This is a genomic window from Proteus columbae (assembly GCF_002777965.1).
GTDB classification, from domain to species: Bacteria; Pseudomonadota; Gammaproteobacteria; order Enterobacterales; family Enterobacteriaceae; genus Proteus; species Proteus columbae.
The window spans coordinates 210556-228648 of record NZ_NGVR01000021.1; the positions used below are offsets into that span (position 1 = coordinate 210556).

An 18093-nucleotide genomic window follows, 5' to 3' on the forward strand; every position below is an offset into this window, starting at 1 on the left:
AGAAAGTGATAAAAGTTGAAATCGGTATCTTATTTAGAGATACCGATTTTTTTTAGCTACTTTTTCAGCATGAATGTTAACTTTTCTTTAAATTATAACTTTGCTATTAACAAAATGATCTTTCTTGTTTAGTATACTAAACACTTTGGCAGGGGATAAAAAGGAAATGTAATGACAACGGCAAGCCAAACAGGTAAAGCACCTGAGGCAATCTCTCGTAATAAACTTTTGTGTATTGCAGGTATGGGATGGACTTTTGATGCAATGGATGTGGGATTATTGGCTTTTTTACTCACGGCATTAAAAGAGGATTGGGGATTAACGGCATCACAATTGGGTTGGATTGGTAGTGTAAACTCAATTGGAATGGCTGTTGGCGCGTTCGTATTTGGCATTATGGCGGATAGAAAAGGGCGCAAACCTGTCTTTATCTTTACTTTGTTGCTGTTTAGCTTAGGTTGTGGGTTAACTGCATTAGCAAGCTCTTTGATAGTGGTACTTGTTTTACGTTTTTTTATTGGAATGGGGTTAGGTGGGGAATTACCCGTTGCTTCCACACTTGTTAGTGAAAGTGTTGAAACCCATGAGCGAGGCCGTATTGTCGTTTTATTAGAGAGTTTTTGGGCTGTTGGTTGGTTAATTGCTGCGTTGATTGCTTATTTTATTATTCCTGATTATGGCTGGCGTATGGCTATGCTATTAAGTGCATTACCTGCGGTATATGCTCTCTATTTACGTTCAAAATTACCTGAGCCCACCTCATCGCATATTTCACAGAAAAAAACACGTTTATCAATTCGCCAATCAATGGCATTAATTTGGTCACCACAATATCGTCGCTCAACGTTAATGTTGTGGATCTTATGGTTTTGTGTGGTTTTCTCTTATTACGGTATTTTCTTGTGGTTACCAAGTGTTGCCATGTTAAAAGGCTTTAGTTTAATTAAGAGCTTTCAATATGTGCTTATTATGACATTAGCGCAGTTGCCTGGTTATTTTACGGCGGCCTGGTTAATTGAGCGCTATGGGCGAAAGTTTGTTTTAGTGACTTATTTAGCCGGAACGGCTATTAGTGCTTATTATTTCAGTGTGGCTGATTCTACTGCGACATTGCTTATTTTCGGTATGTTATTATCGTTTTTTAATTTGGGGGCGTGGGGAGCTTTATATGCTTATACACCAGAACAATACCCCGATGGAATTCGGACAACCGGTGCCGGAACAGCAACCGCAATAGGGCGTATTGGCGGAATATTAGGGCCTTTAATGGTGGGATATTTGGTTCAATATCAATTTGAAATAAGCTCAATATTTCTGATTTTCAGTTTTTCGATTGTGATTGGAATATTAGCGGTGATGTTATTGGGTCAAGAGACAAAAAATAAGCCACTTAACTCAATTTAGTCATGCTTTGTGCGACTAAAAATATAGAATTTCTCTTTCTTGTAATATGATAGCAGTTAAGATTTTTATGAGAAAAAGGAGATCACGATGTCTCATTATGATGAGGTGGTTAAACAGGTTGATGATGCTATTGCTACAACCAGTGTTCAAACCATGAATGAACTTTTAGTGGAATTAGGTAAAGATAAAACAATTGAATTTCCACTACGTTATGAGCAACAAGAGCGTTTACGTACAGCTATTTTCCATCACGGTGAAAAACATCGTTAATCGGATTGTTGCTAAGAAATAAGAATTAAAAAAGCGTTTGAACCGTATTAATAAATAGGTGAAAACGCTTTTTTTCTTTTTACTGTTTTTTTCTTTTTACCGCATTGTATCAACATGAATTAAAACGTCTTTCGACCTTCTAGCGCTGCAATTCTATTTTCAATGGAGGGATGCGTTGAAAAAAATGAATCTCCTTTATTAAAAATAAAAGCCGCTTTACGATAAGCACGTCCCGTTGAACCATCTTCAAAATTTTCAGTGTCATGTTGTGCTGAAATTTTCTTTAATGCATTAATCATCGATTGATTATCTTGGGTTAAATCAACTGCGGCAGCATCTGCCATATATTCACGGGTGCGGGATAAATAGAAATAGAGCACCTGTGTAATGATTGGCAAAACCAAGTTTAGAATAATTAAAATGAGTCGCGCTTTGCTTGCCGCATCATTACTTTTACCACCTCGGTTACCAGAGGCAATATATAAGCGACTTCCAAAGATATTTGTTACCGTCAGAATAACGTTAGCTAATATGCCAACATATAATGTCAGTCGTGAATCACCATGAATAATATGCCCAGTTTCATGGGCTAATACAGCTTGTACTTCTTGGCGATTAAGACGATTTAATAAGCCCGTTGTTACACCAATAAACGCATTTTTCTCAGACCAACCGGCTGCAAAGGCATTCGCTTCTGGTGTATCAAGAAGATAGAGTTTAGGAATGTAGCCAAGAGTTGCACTTAAGCTAAGCTCTTCAACAATATTAAGGAGTTGGCGTTCTTGTGCATTTAAGGTGTCATCAGGGCTAATTAATCGCGCATTCATTCCCGTTAGCATGATTTTATGCCCTTTAAAATGAATAAAGATAAGCAATAAAATTGAGATAGCGAGAATAATTAATGTCGCAATGGGAAGAGATTGAAACGTCAGAAATGCCAACATATTATCAGTAAGATCTAAATAAGGATTTGCTCCAATGGCCGTATCCACCAGCAAACCGATCATAAGCATTAAGAGTAAATATGTTGCTATAACAAAACGAGTTCGGATAGCATTTTTTCGTAGAACATTTCTGAAATCCATTAGTGACTCCAAACAGCACCGTTAAGTGCTGTTTTTATCAATCTAGAAGTAATAAATATCTCTTACCACTATCAAATTAATCGAAATTAATGCGGCGCGCTTCTTCCGCTTTAATGGTTCCTTCATCAAGACGCCAGTACTCTTTATCAATAACAAGGCTTGGGAAAATCTTGACGATAAATACCGCAGGAATAGAGGCGATGAAAGCACGGTATTGCTCTAAAGTTCGGTTGTAACCGCGCTTTGCAAAAGAGAGTTTATTTTCTGTTGAAACAATCTCTTCTTGTAAATTTGCCATAATGGTGTCGGATTTTAATTCAGGATAATTTTCAACCGCAACATTAATGGCACCACTCGAGACAATTTTTGATAACTCATCTTCAGCCGCTTTGGCTTCTTTGGTGTTTGCGCTTTGAGCTTGTGTTCTTAATTCAGTTATTTTAGTAAATACTTCAGACTCATGGCTAAGGTATTTTTTAACAGTAGCTAATAAACTATCAAACACTTTGCCACGACGATCTAATTGCACTGAAATTTCAGTTTCACTTGAGATAACCGCTTCACGCATAGAGATAATACGGTTGTAATAATAAAAAATAAGACCTAATAACGCGATGGTAATAATTAATCCAGTCATGCGAAGCGCTCTCTTTTCTAATAGTAAACAGGGAATTGTGCTAAATCATTAATGTTAATTTTGCCTATTATTGATAAAGATAGCCAGATTATTATTTCATCAAAGATAAAAAAATACCCCAAATAAATTCGGGGCAAAATTAAAGGTAATGTTAAGGTAAATAAAAATATCAAGTGAAACATTGGAGATGAAAACTAGGTTAAATAAGCAAGCTAACTAAACGATTTAACCCTGCTATTTAACCTAGAGAGATAATACACTTAGAACCAAGGTGCTTGCGCCATTACATTGCCATAGAACAACATTCTTCCTGTAATTTCGCCACTAAAAAGCATCAAAATAGCGATAATAGAGAGCGATGTTTTGCTAAATGAAGCACTGTGAGACAACGTAATAATACAAATACCCATAATCAGACTAGCAATGACTTGCCACCATAATAATAGGCTTGCTACATCTGCACCGGTGACTTGTGCTCTCATCACTAATCCTACAAGTACCAATAATGCGCCGATTAACGTGCCTATTTTTAATGAATTGCTAATGGTTTTACCTTGTAAGCGTAACCAAGGGATCATTGAGCCAAAACCAAGTAACAACGCTGTACCAATAAAGCTAATTTGTGTTGCTGGTGTATGCCATAAAGGGTGTGCCTGCATTTGGTAATAGATTTGCGCTGTAACCAAGATAATAGGTAAACCAATCACGCCACAAAATAACCCAATCAAACTATTACGGCGAATAGCATGAGGTTGTACCCAACTCGCTAATGCCCATAATGAAATCAATCCATTTAGCATCACGAAGGCAATTGCCTCACGGCTTAACCAAGAGTGAGCAATACCTAATACAGAACGATAAGCGCCAAGTGGATCACCTAAGTGCCCCATCGACATTGAGGAGCCAACAACTTCAATCAACCAAATCAGTGCAATGGTTGTTCGTAACGCTTTGGTATTTAATATCGCTGAGTTTTGTGTTTGGTTTTGCCATTGATACAGTGAAAGTGCTAATACCGCACCAATGCCCCATTGACTCATCACTGTAAACAGGACTAATGGCAGTTGATAATCATGCATGATTAATCCTCCATACCAATAATGACAATATTAGGATTACTGATGGTGTGATCAGGAACGCCATAGCGTTTTTCCAATAAAGCCCAATTTGTTGTATGTTTTTTACGTAAATCTTCAATTTCACCAAATTCGATGGCACCCGTAGGGCAAGATTCGACACAACGTGGTTTCAAGCCTTCATCCAATCTATCTGCGCACATGTTGCATTTACTGGTTTTGCCTTCAACGGGATCATAAACAGGTGCATTATAAGGACAGGCCATAATACACATCTGGCAACCAATGCATTTGTCATGATCTTGCACGACAATACCATCCTCACGTTTGGTATAAGTGTCAGCAGGGCAGACTTTCAGACATTGTGGATCATCACAATGGTTACAAGACATAGTAATAAAGGCTTGTGCATTAGGTTGATCTTCGTTGAATTCACGAACACGACGCCATAGCACACCGGGTGGTGTTACGTTTTCAGATTTACATGCCATAGAGCAGGTGCGGCAACCGTAGCAATCTTTGGTGTTTATCAGAAAACCATACTGTTTCTTCGCCATGATCATGCCTCCCGTCTTACGTTAACTAAGGTGCTATTACAGCAATGACCATTGCCTAAAGGCTCTACGTGATCATTGGTGACATGGCTACTACTTCCGCCTTGTTGCTCCCACCATCCATTGTCTAATGAGATAACACCTTGCTTAATATGAGTGGTTACAACAGCGATAGCGCGGTGTTCACCTCGATCATTAAATGCAATAGCCCATTCACCATCTTTAATACCGCGAGCTAAGGCATCATTAGGATGGATAAGAATATTAGGTTGATTGCGCTGTACTTCTAATATCCATTCATTCATACCATGGCTGGAGTGAACACTACGGGCAAGTTTGCGTTGTACTGCCATAAGAGGATACTTTTTGGCAAGTTCAGGTGAGCCTTTTGTCGATTCTTTTACTGGATAATAGGTGACAATAGGGGAGAAATTTTTTCCCTGCCACTCTTCAATAAAGAAGTGCGCTTTTTTTGTTGAAGTACGGAAAATACCATCTTTAAATGGGATCCAATCACCTTCAACTGGACGCACTGGCCCTTTTTCAAGCATTTCACGAGTAATGCCAGAGCCTTTGAGACAAGCATCAATGTAATGTTCGACGGGCTGATTAAAGACTTCACCAAAGCCAAAACGTTCAGCAAGACGAGCAAAGATCCAATAATCAGGTTTTGCTTCTCCGGGGGGCTCGACGGCTTTTTCCATTAATTGTACATATTGACTACGAACACCCGCCATTAAACTGGTATCTTCAAAAATAGTGGTAACAGGAAGCACAAGGTCGGCATAAAGTGCCGTGGATGACATCAAGTTATCTGCAACAACAACAAAAGGGACTTTTTTCAGTGCATTACGCACCATATTGGTGTTAGGAAGTTGCGTCATCACCCCCATTGTCATGATCCACCAAAAGTTAATTGGGTGTGGTCTTTCATTGACAATCCAATCACCGACTTTGGCAACAGGGATAGGTTTGATGGGTTTTGCATTAGGTGCTGGCGGAATAATCGGGCTAAATTTCGCCATTTGACGAGCACCACCTGCATCACAAATCCCTGCGCCTTTTTTACCGATATTGCCGGTTAATAAGGCAAGATAAAACTGGCTTGCTGCGACATAAGCACCGAACTCTGTTCGTTGAGCACCTGACATATTTTGTACAATCATCGCCGGTTTGGTGGTGGCATAATCGCGAGCCAAACGAATAATCGTTTCTTTTGGAATATCCGTTTCTTGGCTGGTTTTTTCGATAGTCCAAGGTTGTGCTTGTTGATAAATTTGCTCAAAGACAGTCACATAATCAGCATTAGCAGGCAGTTCATCATGAGTTAACGCAGGAACAATATTCGGTGTCTCATGGTGAACAAGTTGCTGACTTAAGGTATCAAAAACCAGATAGCTATCTTGGTTATTATCAGATTGTCGTAATAGCTTTTGCTGTGAGTTAACAAGATAAACGGCACCCGTATGTGCACGTAAAAAAGGCTTATCGGTGAGATTTTCTTCAATGATAATTTTGATCATACCTAATGCGAGCGCAGTATCTGTACCGGGTACAATAGGGATCCATTCATCGGCTTTAGCTGCTGTTTCATTAAAGCGAGGATCAATAACCACCATTCTGGCGCCATTTCGGCGAGCTTGGTTGTAGTTTTTAAAATAGGCTTGCATAGTGACTGCTGGGTTATTACCCCAACAAAGAATATAGCGACTATCTTTTACTGTATCTCGAGTATCTGCATAGCGTAGACCTACCATTGGGATCATTGCCGCTGTTACAGCAGAGCAGCATAAAGAGCCAGCTTGTTTTGTTGAGCCTCCTAAATAATCGAAAAACGCTTTACCCATATCATTTTTAATCGAGTCCATATTGCCTGCATGAGTGGAGATAAATAGCCCCTCATTACCAAATTTATCAATGGTTTCTCTGATGTTTTTTTCAATAAGATCAAGCGCTTCATCCCAACTGATCGGTTTGAATTCAGCTTTCCCTTTTTCGCCAACACGTAATAAAGGTGTGGTGAGGCGATCTTTATGGTATACCCACTTAGTTCGGCTCATTCCACGCAAACAGCATTTCACATTAAAGCCTTCAGAGGCTTCAACTTTGATAAGTTTCCCCTTATGTGTAAAAGCTGTTAGGTTACAGTGCAAACATTCCATCGCACAGGTTGAACGAAACGTTTTATATTCGGATAATTTGATCCGAATTTTTTGGTTATATATGGGTTTATTTTCATTAACTAGACTGAACGCGTTAGGAGAAAGAGCTGCCACGCCAATGGCGCCCATTCCTTTTAACAACGTTCTTCTATTTAATTCCCATTTTTGATTTTTAGACATAGACATTCTCACGCACAAGAAAAGTTAACTATATATAAACTCAATTCATATATAGTTAACTTTGAGTTAGATCATCTAAAAATAGACAAAGAAAATAATCGATAGAAAATGATTAAAAAGCCCTATTTAAAATAAGGTTTCAGTGAAATAAACTAGTAAAAATGATAAAAAAAGAACAATGGGATATCGTCATAAAATAAAGTAAACAACGAATAGGTGTGGGAAAAATAAATGCAGAATTCTCAAGGAGTTAACTCGGTTGATATCGCTATTACCATTCTTGAATTTATTGCTTCGAATGGAGGTATTGCCCGATCGTCAGATATTGCAAAAGCCTGTTCGCTTTCAAAAAGTCGCTTACATAAGTATTTAGTTTCACTTTGTCGCTCAGAAATGCTGTATCAAGAGAGTGAAGGAAGCCAGTATTGTTTGGGCAGTAAAATTCTTTTTTTAGCACAGGCAACGCCAAAACCACAATCCTTTGTAGATGAGATTAATCAGTTATTATGTGAGTTTAGAGACGAACAGAATATGTCTACGGGATTGGTGATACCTCAAGGTAACCAACTGTTTTTAACACGTTATAACCGTAGCTTTAAACATGTTGATATCGATTTTTTACCTGATACTCCTGTGCCTCATAAAGTGAGTGCAGCGGGTGCTGTTTTTGCCACCTTTAGTGATTTGATGATTGACGCAGATTTATCACCAAAGCAGCAAAATACTATTCGCCAACAAGGTTTTGCTATTCGTCATGAACCTGCAGAAGGTATTCCTGGCGCACAATCTATTTCATGTCCTGTACTTAATAAAAAAGGGGAAATGGTGGCGGCAGTATTGACGATGGGATTTATTGAACCTGAAAAGCAAATGGAGCTAGGCAATGCATTAAAAGCAAAAATGGCGCATTTCTCCCGTTAATTTGCTAAAGGACTTATTTAGGCACTTTTGCATTAAAAGCAAAGTGCCTAAATCCTGTGTTGATTAGTCGAATAGTCCTTTTGCCAGAATGTCACCCTCTTGATATATACCGGGTAATACGAAGTAATATCCACCACCAAAAGGTTTGATATAACGTTCTAAGGGTTCACCGTCTAAACGTTTTTGGGTATCAATAAAACCTTTTTTAAGGTTATTTTGAAACGAGATAAAGATAAGCCCCATATCTAGTTGACCTGAAGGCGTTAATCCTAATGAGTAGCTATAACTACGTCGGCGTAATTTTGCACTGTAACGTTCTGGATTTCTTGGTTCAGCTCGTCGCATATGAGAATCAAATAGCACTCTGTCACCGTGAGGATCTTTTTCAAATTGCGGATCGTCCATCTCTTGCTTCATACCTATTGGCGCACCGGTTGATCGATGGCGACCAAAGTTATTTTCTTGATCTTCAAGAGGTGTTCTATCCCAAAACTCCAAAGCAAAACGAATAAGACGAACAGCTTGATAACTCCCGCCTAAACACCACTGTGGTTCTTTTTGTTTCTCAGTGATCCAAACAAGAGAGTCCATCAAACTATTATCTGAAGAAGGCGCATTGCCAGAGCCATCTTTAAAGCCAAAAAGATTAATAGGTGTTTGTCGGTTATCGATATCACGAGCAGGAAGAAAACCATCGATTTTCCATACAGCATAAACCTTTCCTGACAGGTGTTTTAAAATATCTCTTAACGCATAAATCACACTTTCTTGGCTATTCGCACAAAGTTGCAGTAATACATCGCCACCACACCATTTAGGATCGAGTCGGTCATTAGGAAAGGGTTTCATTGGTTCTAAGCGCTTAGGTTTTTTAGCTTGAAAACCAAAACGACTATCAAAAAAACTATCACCTAAAGCGACGGTGACGGTTAATTCATCGGGATGTAATTGAGTTCCTAAAATACCGGATTCAGCAGGAGGAAGATGCGGATTAGCCCTTTGTTGAAGTTCTCTGGGTTGAGTTAAAAATGCAATTCGTTGTGTCAGTGTTGTAAATATTCTTTTTATATCATCGGCGTTTGTTACTGTCAGATTAAGTGCAATAAATGAGGCATGTTTTTGTTCTGGTGTAATAACACCTGCTTGATGTTGACCTAAATAGGCGATAGTACGTTGATAGCGCGGAGTAGATAAAGCTTGTTGTTTTTCTACTGCTCTTGCTCCCATACTGGCGAGTAATAAACTCCCCCCCAACCATTTTAACGTGGTACGTTTATTTAGGTTAACAGGATTTTTTGATAGCGATTTAAAGAGCGTTTTATTTTTCATCACTTGCTTCTTTATAGTGATAGTAAACATCAATATTGAGAGTGCTACGCAAGTTTGCCACTTGCTCTGCTAATTGTGTTACTTGAGAAAAAAGCCAACTTTTTTCCGTTTCAGGAAGTGCGGTTAAAGGCTGAAATAGGCCTTCATCGCGCTGATATTTTAAAATTAGAGCACCTATATCGTCATATTGTTTGATCAGTAGTTGATATTCAGTCGTTGGAATATGATTAGATAAGATCTCTACGATTAAGCGCGATCCAGATAAATTGGCATAACTATCACCCAGATCGCTGTTTGAATATTGATTTTCAATACCCGCAAGTTTGTCAGTTAAAATAAACTCTAAGCTATCACCCGCAGACTGAACCAATTTAGGGATAGGAATATCTTCAATCGCGACACGCTTTTTTAAGTCACTAATACCTCTTAAAAGGGCTTTTGCCGATTCAATGGCTTTTTGAGGATCTTTTAATTTAAACAGTTGATATTCAACTAAATGAAATCCTGAAAAACGAGGTGAATTTTCTCTTTCAAGAAAGAAATCCGCTCTATTATTCAATAAACGTTCGCTTGTACCAAAAAGGGCAATAATAGGGCGAATAACTTCATAATGATAATGTGCTTGTTGATAAGCATTTTGTGCATTAATAAGCTGATTTTTTTCACTATTTTCGATTAATTTAACAAGTGATTTTTCAACTAACGTTAATTGTTCAACAGCCTTTTCTCGGTAATTTAAAATATCGATTTCGAACTTTTTAGGAGTAGGGATATCCCCTTTGGCAATAACGACATTTTCACTATCTTGAATAATACCCTGAATAATTTTTTCGGCATAAACAGGAAAAGAAAATAACAAGATAAATAGAAAAGCTGTGATATTTTTACTTAGCGATTTTGCATTATTTAGCATAGTGAGCACCTCGCTTAAATAACAGTGCAACGACCACCCAATACACAATAAATGTCACCACACTTAAACCAATTGGTTGAGAGCGATAAGCAAAAAACGAGACTAAAAAATTACCAAAGACACTAGAATCATCAAGAATATGGCTAATATCCCAAAGTGGATAAATAAAGAAATCAGGTAATTCAAAATCCATTTCAATCAGTAAATTTGCAATTTCTTCTACGGCTTTTAATAACAGAGAAACGGCAAGGAATAGCAATAAAAACCCTGTTACGGTAAAGAAATAGCGCCATGAAATGACTTTTGAAGTCAGCAAGAATAGCCATAGTGTGAATGCTGCGACAAGTAAGCCAATAAAAACCTCAATAAAGAAAGGCAGTACTGTTTGTGCATTGAGAGCCATAATATGGCTAGAGAGGAATACCACCACTTCGCTGCCTTCTCTGGCAATCGCAATGGCAATAATCAATAAAATACCCCATGCACTTTGTTGTTGTGTTTTTTGGGTGAGTTCATTTTCTATATTTGCTTTTAATGATTTTCCTTGACCATTCATCCAATAAACCATCTGCACAATAAGTACACAAGCAAGGATCTCCATTGCGATCATAAATAGAGATTGCCATATATCTTCAAGCGAGCTAAATACGCCATAAATACTTAGCGCTAGAATAATGGCAAGAAATAACCCAAATACCACGCCACCCCATAAATATTTCATGCCTTGTTGTGGTGTTGGTGAACGTTTTATCCACGCATAAATAATGCCTACCACTAATAGCGCTTCAAAACTTTCTCGCCAAACAACAAACAGAACTTGTCCCATATTTACTCTGCCTTTTCAGTTGCAACAATTTCACCTTGAGGATGAGAAAGGTGAAAATCATCAAAGAAGGTGTAACGCCCGGGTTTTAGTGGTGCGATTACAACGACAGAATTTGCACCTGGTGCTAATACTTTTTCTTTACGTAGCTGTGTACTTTCAAATTCAACAGGACTCGTGCCTGTATTACGAATTTTTATCCTAATGGGGGTTTTAGCGGGTACTTCTAGTACTTGGGGAATAAGTTCGCCATCTTTCATTTCTAATTCAACGGTGTATTTCTCTGCTGCAAAAACAGAGGATGTCACCATTAACAGTAGTAATAATGTATATTTAGAGAGAGTTTTGATCATCAGCGTTTCACTTAAAAAAGAGAAAAAGGATAAATCCAAATGGTTGGATTTATCCGTTATCAAGCTAATTAGTAACTACCTTTACGGCCTGTACCGCTATATGTGAAATCCCATGACACTTCAAAGGGTTCAAACCAAGGTGAAACACCAGTTTCTTTATCGATATGGCGACCAAAAGCGATATCTTTGTTGTATGAAGGCGGGTAAATTTTATAGGTCACGTTATATTGACCATTTCCGTCTAATTTCAGGTTTTCACCATAGTGAGGGCCATCGTTGGCAACCATCGCCATAAATGTACCTTGCTGTTTTTTCGCAGGTGCATCAGATTTTGTTACGGTGTATTCAATGGTGAGGTAAGGGATCCAATCGCCTTCAGCAAATCCATTCGGATTATCTTCTGTGGCATGAATATCTGCTTCTAAATGGATATCTGCTTTATCAGCAGCCAAGTGATTCATCGCATGATGACCTTCTTCGGTATCCATGGTGATAGGTTGGAGATAAACCCCTTGAATTTCCATACCATTTTTAAGAATAGGATGACCAACTGGATACTCAACAGCTAGAGCGGACGCAGAAAAAAATGAGAGTGCAGTGAGAGAGAGTGCATAGCGATAGTTCATGTTTAATCCTTATTATTGAATGATAATTGTTATTATTCTTAATAAGATTAACATAGTTTTTATTAGAAATAGGAGATAATCTATACGAAAAATATCGCTTAAGTTGGTTGGGAAATCAGTGAAAATAGCGATAACATTTTCTTTTATAAAAGAAAAAAATTTGTTGCTCTAAGTGGAATACATAAATGGGATTAATAGTCTTGAATGATAATATCCAATGAAATCATTCAATTAAATGTGATATATGGAAATCTTATTTATCATAGTGAGAAGATAAAATAGAAGATTTCCATACTAAGAATATTAAATTTGACTTTGAGCACTCCAAAACTGTTTGGATTGTGTCAGTGCCACAGTTGAAACTTGCTCTTCATTTGGCGGTAGGAAAAATGCAGGAGTGACTTTTAACTCTTGTGCAATATGAAAGAGCATATCAACATCAATCTTACATAGCCCATTCTCATAACGTGAAAATTGTTGCTGGCTAATACCGACTCGTTCAGCGACAACTTTTGCTGACAAGCGAAGTTGCTGGCGTTGTTTACGAATTTTATGCCCAATAATTTGAGAGATGGGATAAATCTTTGACATTAGTGACCTCATTCTTCCTATCAACCACCAATAATATCCAATAAATTGAATATCAAGTTTCCGTGATGGATCTTCAAAATAAACAAGCACTCCGGCTTGAATGAGTAAAATCCATACTACTGTGTTATCGGTTAATAGGATGAATTATTTATACCTGTCACGTTATAAGATGATATTAATTTTCATTAAACTATTTTGATATTCTTCTTTTTTCTAGCAGGATGGTCGAGATTTTTTTGATAAACAGTGCTATATATTGCCCAAACACCATTTTATCTGTTATTTGTGCTCGCATTTATGATTAATAAAGAGTAAATAATGAGACTATAACAAAAAAGATAAAGCCCTCTTTGACTGTGTTTATACTCGAGAATACCTTTTATGCCTTCTTATAATGGGTTATTTTTGAGTTTTTTTTTATATCACCTCAATTTTTTTCTTACACCCGTGGTAAATTCAAACGGCTCTCTTCACTTTATTGAAATTTATAAAATTACATTCACATCTAATAGGCTACGGCGTTAAGATTGTTCACTATAATACTTAGGCAAGATTATAAGTGTTGCAGGGTAATTATCTATTTATCGTCAAGGTCGAGATTATGAATGTAAAAGATATCATTCGTCATGAACCATTTGGAACATTGCTAGGTTATGCACCTGGTGGTGTCGCGATTTACTCTTCAGATTACAGCAGTATTGATAAAGAAGACTATGCCGCTAATGATTCATTCCGTAGCTATATTGGTAATGAATATATGGGGCACAAGTGGCAGTGTGTTGAGTTTGCTCGCCGTTTTCTCTATTTGCATTATGGGGCTGTATTTACTGATGTGGGAATGGCTTATGAGATCTTCTCACTACGTTTTTTACGTAAAACCATAGATGACGATATATTGCCATTACAAGCCTTTGCAAATGGTAGCAAACAACCACCAGCAGTGGGCGCTTTGCTGATTTGGCAAGAAGGGGGAGAGTTTAAAGTCACAGGACATGTTGCTGTGATTACTGAAGTGCTTGAAGATAAAATTCGTATCGCGGAACAAAATGTTATCCACACTCGATTACCCGCAGGGCAACAATGGACTAGGGAATTAGCGCTTAAAATCACGGATAACGGTTACTTTATTCAAGATACTTTTGATAATACAACGCTATTGGGTTGGATGATCCAAACTGAGCCTAATGCTTATAGCCTTCCTCAACCTAAAATTACGCCAGAATTGTTAAATATTCATGCCGAACAGCTTGATAATAAAGGTCAATTAGATGGCAAATGGTTAGATGAAAGCTCGCCACTAGAAAAAGCTTACGTCCTTGCACAGCATGGTCATATTATCAATCAAAATAGCTATGAATATTTCACCATTTCAGAAAGTGCAGAGCAGGAACTTATTCGTGCAAGTAATGAAATGCATTTGATGTATTTGCATGCAACTGAAAAAGTGTTGAAAGACGATAAGCTACTGCGTTTATTCGATATCCCTGAAGTGTTGTGGCCTCGTATTCGTTTATCTTGGCAAAACAGACGCCATCAAATGATCACGGGACGATTAGATTTTTGTATGGATGAACGTGGAGTCAAAGTTTATGAATATAATGCTGACTCTGCCTCTTGCCATACAGAAGCTGGCCTAATCATCGAGAAATGGGCACAGAAAGGTGGAATTAAAGAGGGTTTTAACCCTGGTGAACGCTTACTTGATGCATTAGCGGATGCTTGGAAACACTGTGATGCAAAACCTTTTGTACATATTCTTCAAGATGATGACAGTGAAGAAGATTATCACGCTCTCTTTATGCAACAATCACTGACCCAAGCAGGTTATAACAGTAAAATTCTACGTGGATTAGATGAACTTCATTGGAATAGCCGCGGTGAATTGATTGATGCAGACAAACGGGTTGTTGAATGTGTTTGGAAAACATGGGCTTGGGAAACGGCGTTAGACCAACTAAGAGAAGAGAGTGAGCAACAAGCACTGATCCCTATCCGTACAGGGCATCCTGAAGATGAAGTCCGTTTAGTCGATGTGCTTTTACGTCCTGAAATTACAGTTTTCGAGCCTCTTTGGACACTTATTCCTAGTAATAAAGCGATTCTACCTATTTTATGGCAATTGTTCCCTGATAACCCTTATTTGTTAGATACTGATTTCACCGTGACACCTCATCTTGCACAAAGTGGTTATGCAATTAAACCGATAGCGGGTCGTTGTGGTAGTAATATTGGTTTAGTCGATCATAAAGAGAATGTGTTAGATGAAACCAATGGCCAATTTGATCACCAAGAAAATATTTACCAAGAATTATGGTGTTTACCTAAAGTGGCAAATCGTTATATCCAAGTTTGTACCTTTACAGTGGGTGGTCATTATGGCGGTTGTTGTTTACGTTCAGACCCAACTCTAGTAATTAAAAAAGAGAGTGATATTGAACCTTTAATTGTGATTGAAGATAAACACTTTTTGGCTAAATAAGATCATAGACGTTTAGAATTAATAAACCCGCCTAATTGGCGGGTTTATTTTAATAAAGAATATTCTCAGTGATATGTTTTTTATTTGCGACGATTAAACCTGCATATTCTGCAATAGCGACTATCTGTTGTGTTGAAAAGGTCATCTCTTTCATCGGATTTTCCTTAAAGAATTACATGCTTTCCTTGATTTGTTTTTTCAGCCACTGCATGAAAAGCTGTACTTTAGCATTATTCTTTTCATTTCGAGTGACAAGGTAATAACGCTGAGCACAAAAAAGCTCACTATTATCAAAAGGAATAATTAATTCTTTATTAGCCAGTTGTTTTTGCACTAAACGCTTTCTTCCCATAGCCACTCCTGAGTGGTTAACGGCAGCAATAACTGCAAGATCAGAGCGGTCAAAACAGATATTGCTACGATTAGGAAAAAGTGAAAGCCCCATATATTCACTCCAAGCTCGCCATTCGTCGAAATCAGAGTTATTACTCCAAGCTTGCCTATCATGTAGCAAAGTACAATTAGAAAGATGATGAATATTGCCAATAAGCTCATGTTTTCTTGCGTATTCAGGGCTACATACAGGAATAATAGATTCTGAAATTAAATCTTCGCAATAAAGGTTTTGCAGTTGCTTATCATCAAAATAGATTGCGAGATCAATACCATAACCTCGAAAGTTAATATCATCATTTCCTGTAAGTAGATTTAATTCAATAGAGGGATAACGTTCAGTAAAATCTGAAATACGAGGAACTAACCAACATTGGGCAATAGAAGGTCGTGAATAAACGGTGAGAATGCCTGAGACTTCTTGGTTATGAATATCTAAAATTTCTTGGTTAATATCTTCTAGCGTTTTTTTAAGCGCCCAATAAATTCGTTCACCTTCTTCTGTTAACTCTATTCGGCGATGAAAGCGGTTAAATAGCTTAATGCCCAACTCTTCTTCTAGTGTATTAATACGGTGGCTAATGGCGCTGGGCGTTAATGACAGTTCTTCTGCTGCTAAAGCGAATGAAAGGTGGCGACCTGTTGCTTCAAAAGTGTGAAGTCTTGCTAATTGATAACTAGATAATCGTTTATTTCTTAAAATCACGCTAGAAGATTCAAACATTCTTTTATTCTCGTTTTGTTGTTAATAGTAACGTAGGTTAACAATCAAGCTAATGTTAAGATGAAATACCATGCTGCTACTTATCATAATGTGATTATTTGTGCATTGCGTCACTTATTTGAGTTAATTGAGTTCATCTTAGTGTAAATTTTCATCATTTGTAAGTGCCGAATGATTAATATTCAATATGATTAACAATAAATAAAATATTTGGGATGGATATATGGATTCAACGTTATGGGTGCTAGGTACTCTTATAATTAGTATCTTGCTCATTGTTTTTACTATAATAAAACTTAAGTTTCACCCGTTTTTAGCCTTACTATTGGCAAGCTTCTTTGTGGGTACTGCAATGAAGATGAATCCTTTAGAAATGGTAAATGCGATTGAAAACGGTATTGGTGGTACGTTAGGATTTTTAGCAGCAATTATCGGTTTAGGAACTATTCTTGGTAAGATGATGGAAATATCAGGTGCCGCAGAACGCATCGGTATTACATTACAAAAATGCCGTTGGTTATCTCCAGACGTTATTATGGTATTGGTTGGTCTTATTTGTGGTATTACACTCTTTGTTGAAGTGGGTGTGGTATTACTTATCCCTCTTGCTTTCTCGATTGCGAAAAAAACAAATACTTCATTATTAAAATTAGCTATTCCATTATGTACAGCATTAATGGCTGTTCACTGTATTGTTCCTCCTCATCCTGCTGCATTATTCGTGACTAATGAATTAGGGGCAGATATGGGAACCGTTATTGTTGCGGGTCTTGCAGTTGGTTTAGCCGCATCTTTAGTCGGTGGTCCTTTATTCTTAAAAATATTAGGCGAGCGCTTACCATTTAAAACTGTACCTGAAGAATTTTCTGATATGGAAATTCGTGAAGAAAAAGATTTGCCTTCATTAGGTGCCACACTATTTACTGTCTTATTACCTATTGTTCTGATGCTGATAAAAACAGCCGCAGAATTAAATATGACTAAAGGCACATCGGTTTATACTGCATTACAGTTTATTGGTAACCCAATTACTGCGATGTTTATTGCTGCTTTTGTAGCTTATTATGTGTTAGGTATTCGCCGTAATATGGGCATGAATACTTTATTGAAGAAAACAGAAGATAGCTTTAGCTCTATTGCCAACATCTTATTAATTATTGGTGCGGGCGGTGCTTTTAATGGCATTTTAAAAGGCAGTGGTTTAAGTGAATCTTTAGCGTTAATTCTTTCTAACTTAGATATGCATCCTATTTTATTGGCTTGGTTAGTCGCCATTATTCTTCATGCTGCTGTTGGTTCTGCAACTGTTGCAATGATGGGCGCTACTGCAATTGTTGCACCATTAATGCCTTTATACCCAGACATTAGCCCTGAAATTATTACATTAGCAATTGGTTCAGGTGCTATTGGTTGTACCATCGTCACAGACTCACTGTTTTGGTTAGTGAAACAGTATTGTAATGCAACTTTAAGTGAAACTTTTCGTTTTTACAGTGTCGCGACCTTTATTGCCTCCTTTGTCGCATTAGGCGGTACATTTATGCTTTCTTTTGTCATATAAAAGAGAACGACT

Annotated in this window: 17 protein-coding genes; 5 read left to right on the forward strand and 12 right to left on the reverse strand. The window is 37.6% G+C overall.

From position 1 onward, the window contains the following. The first annotated feature begins 171 nt into the window (after positions 1-171). Together CBE70_RS10385 and CBE70_RS10390 are read left to right on the forward strand one after the other, a co-directional pair. Positions 172-1404 (forward strand): MFS transporter, encoded by a 1233-nt coding sequence (locus CBE70_RS10385; RefSeq protein ID WP_100159286.1) that lies wholly within the window; start codon positions 172-174, stop codon positions 1402-1404. Positions 1405-1491: 87 nt separating this feature from the next. Beyond that, positions 1492-1674 carry a DUF2526 family protein gene (locus tag CBE70_RS10390; protein WP_100159287.1) on the forward strand — a complete coding sequence of 61 codons (183 nt, stop codon included), beginning with the start codon at positions 1492-1494 and terminating at the stop codon, positions 1672-1674. Positions 1675-1793: 119 nt separating this feature from the next. On the opposite strand, the gene htpX is transcribed toward CBE70_RS10390, so the two are convergent. The 5 genes from htpX to CBE70_RS10415 form a co-directional block, all read right to left on the reverse strand. Next, positions 1794-2759 (reverse strand): zinc metalloprotease HtpX, encoded by a 966-nt coding sequence (htpX, locus tag CBE70_RS10395; RefSeq protein WP_100159288.1) that lies wholly within the window; start codon positions 2757-2759, stop codon positions 1794-1796. Positions 2760-2835: 76 nt separating this feature from the next. After that, complete coding sequence (locus CBE70_RS10400; protein ID WP_100159289.1) at positions 2836-3396, reverse strand: LemA family protein; 561 nt, start codon at positions 3394-3396, stop codon at positions 2836-2838. A 260-nt stretch (positions 3397-3656) separates the two neighbouring features. Beyond that, on the reverse strand, positions 3657-4475 hold the full coding sequence (locus CBE70_RS10405) for a dimethyl sulfoxide reductase anchor subunit family protein (RefSeq protein WP_100159290.1): 819 nt from the start codon (positions 4473-4475) through the stop codon (positions 3657-3659). A 2-nt stretch (positions 4476-4477) separates the two neighbouring features. Then, a complete protein-coding gene (locus CBE70_RS10410; RefSeq protein ID WP_072070981.1) occupies positions 4478-5029 on the reverse strand; it encodes a 4Fe-4S dicluster domain-containing protein in 552 nt (183 codons plus the stop codon). Between the two features lie 2 nt (positions 5030-5031). Continuing rightward, a complete protein-coding gene (locus CBE70_RS10415) occupies positions 5032-7368 on the reverse strand; it encodes a molybdopterin-containing oxidoreductase family protein (RefSeq protein ID WP_100159291.1) in 2337 nt (778 codons plus the stop codon). A gap of 231 nt (positions 7369-7599) precedes the next feature. On the opposite strand from CBE70_RS10415, the gene CBE70_RS10420 reads away from it, so the two are divergent. Further along, on the forward strand, positions 7600-8289 hold the full coding sequence (locus CBE70_RS10420) for an IclR family transcriptional regulator (protein ID WP_100159292.1): 690 nt from the start codon (positions 7600-7602) through the stop codon (positions 8287-8289). A 63-nt stretch (positions 8290-8352) separates the two neighbouring features. Here CBE70_RS10420 and efeB read toward each other — a convergent pair whose 3' ends face one another. The 6 genes from efeB to CBE70_RS10450 form a co-directional block, all read right to left on the reverse strand. After that, on the reverse strand, positions 8353-9618 hold the full coding sequence (gene efeB / locus CBE70_RS10425; protein WP_100159293.1) for an iron uptake transporter deferrochelatase/peroxidase subunit: 1266 nt from the start codon (positions 9616-9618) through the stop codon (positions 8353-8355). Then, a complete protein-coding gene (locus CBE70_RS10430) occupies positions 9608-10531 on the reverse strand; it encodes an EfeM/EfeO family lipoprotein (RefSeq protein WP_157926004.1) in 924 nt (307 codons plus the stop codon). The genes efeB and CBE70_RS10430 overlap by 11 nt, the downstream gene beginning before the upstream one ends. Further along, the gene (locus tag CBE70_RS10435; RefSeq protein WP_100159294.1) at positions 10521-11357 is read right to left on the reverse strand and encodes an FTR1 family iron permease; all 837 of its coding nucleotides are present in this window, start codon (positions 11355-11357) and stop codon (positions 10521-10523) included. Before CBE70_RS10435 ends, CBE70_RS10430 begins: the two co-directional genes overlap by 11 nt. 2 nt (positions 11358-11359) lie before the next feature. Beyond that, positions 11360-11707, reverse strand: coding sequence for a cupredoxin domain-containing protein (locus tag CBE70_RS10440; RefSeq protein ID WP_088493623.1), 348 nt, complete (start codon positions 11705-11707; stop codon positions 11360-11362). Between the two features lie 68 nt (positions 11708-11775). Beyond that, positions 11776-12333 (reverse strand): iron transporter, encoded by a 558-nt coding sequence (locus CBE70_RS10445; protein ID WP_100159295.1) that lies wholly within the window; start codon positions 12331-12333, stop codon positions 11776-11778. Between the two features lie 303 nt (positions 12334-12636). Then, on the reverse strand, positions 12637-12924 hold the full coding sequence (locus tag CBE70_RS10450; protein ID WP_036911635.1) for a helix-turn-helix domain-containing protein: 288 nt from the start codon (positions 12922-12924) through the stop codon (positions 12637-12639). 601 nt (positions 12925-13525) lie between these two features. Here CBE70_RS10450 and gss point away from each other — a divergent pair. Then, a complete protein-coding gene (gss, locus tag CBE70_RS10455; protein WP_100159296.1) occupies positions 13526-15403 on the forward strand; it encodes a bifunctional glutathionylspermidine amidase/synthase in 1878 nt (625 codons plus the stop codon). Between the two features lie 172 nt (positions 15404-15575). On the opposite strand, the gene dsdC is transcribed toward gss, so the two are convergent. Continuing rightward, positions 15576-16520 carry a DNA-binding transcriptional regulator DsdC gene (dsdC, locus tag CBE70_RS10460; protein ID WP_100159297.1) on the reverse strand — a complete coding sequence of 315 codons (945 nt, stop codon included), beginning with the start codon at positions 16518-16520 and terminating at the stop codon, positions 15576-15578. A gap of 223 nt (positions 16521-16743) precedes the next feature. On the opposite strand from dsdC, the gene dsdX reads away from it, so the two are divergent. After that, a complete protein-coding gene (gene dsdX / locus CBE70_RS10465; protein ID WP_100159298.1) occupies positions 16744-18081 on the forward strand; it encodes a D-serine transporter DsdX in 1338 nt (445 codons plus the stop codon). Positions 18082-18093 lie beyond the last annotated feature (12 nt).

What these genes read in the sequence shown, in the direction of transcription:
- CBE70_RS10445 (WP_100159295.1), bottom strand. Translation starts at nt 12,333, where the DNA reads ATGAACTATCGCTATGCACTCTCTCTCACTGCACTCTCATTTTTTTCT.
- efeB (WP_100159293.1), bottom strand. Translation starts at nt 9,618, where the DNA reads ATGAAAAATAAAACGCTCTTTAAATCGCTATCAAAAAATCCTGTTAAC.
- CBE70_RS10440 (WP_088493623.1), bottom strand. Translation starts at nt 11,707, where the DNA reads ATGATCAAAACTCTCTCTAAATATACATTATTACTACTGTTAATGGTG.
- dsdX (WP_100159298.1), top strand. Translation starts at nt 16,744, where the DNA reads ATGGATTCAACGTTATGGGTGCTAGGTACTCTTATAATTAGTATCTTG.
- CBE70_RS10385 (WP_100159286.1), top strand. Translation starts at nt 172, where the DNA reads ATGACAACGGCAAGCCAAACAGGTAAAGCACCTGAGGCAATCTCTCGT.
- CBE70_RS10390 (WP_100159287.1), top strand. Translation starts at nt 1,492, where the DNA reads ATGTCTCATTATGATGAGGTGGTTAAACAGGTTGATGATGCTATTGCT.
- CBE70_RS10435 (WP_100159294.1), bottom strand. Translation starts at nt 11,357, where the DNA reads ATGGGACAAGTTCTGTTTGTTGTTTGGCGAGAAAGTTTTGAAGCGCTA.
- gss (WP_100159296.1), top strand. Translation starts at nt 13,526, where the DNA reads ATGAATGTAAAAGATATCATTCGTCATGAACCATTTGGAACATTGCTA.
- CBE70_RS10430 (WP_157926004.1), bottom strand. Translation starts at nt 10,531, where the DNA reads ATGCTAAATAATGCAAAATCGCTAAGTAAAAATATCACAGCTTTTCTA.
- CBE70_RS10450 (WP_036911635.1), bottom strand. Translation starts at nt 12,924, where the DNA reads ATGTCAAAGATTTATCCCATCTCTCAAATTATTGGGCATAAAATTCGT.
- CBE70_RS10420 (WP_100159292.1), top strand. Translation starts at nt 7,600, where the DNA reads ATGCAGAATTCTCAAGGAGTTAACTCGGTTGATATCGCTATTACCATT.
- dsdC (WP_100159297.1), bottom strand. Translation starts at nt 16,520, where the DNA reads ATGTTTGAATCTTCTAGCGTGATTTTAAGAAATAAACGATTATCTAGT.
- CBE70_RS10410 (WP_072070981.1), bottom strand. Translation starts at nt 5,029, where the DNA reads ATGGCGAAGAAACAGTATGGTTTTCTGATAAACACCAAAGATTGCTAC.
- CBE70_RS10415 (WP_100159291.1), bottom strand. Translation starts at nt 7,368, where the DNA reads ATGTCTAAAAATCAAAAATGGGAATTAAATAGAAGAACGTTGTTAAAA.
- CBE70_RS10400 (WP_100159289.1), bottom strand. Translation starts at nt 3,396, where the DNA reads ATGACTGGATTAATTATTACCATCGCGTTATTAGGTCTTATTTTTTAT.
- CBE70_RS10405 (WP_100159290.1), bottom strand. Translation starts at nt 4,475, where the DNA reads ATGCATGATTATCAACTGCCATTAGTCCTGTTTACAGTGATGAGTCAA.
- htpX (WP_100159288.1), bottom strand. Translation starts at nt 2,759, where the DNA reads ATGGATTTCAGAAATGTTCTACGAAAAAATGCTATCCGAACTCGTTTT.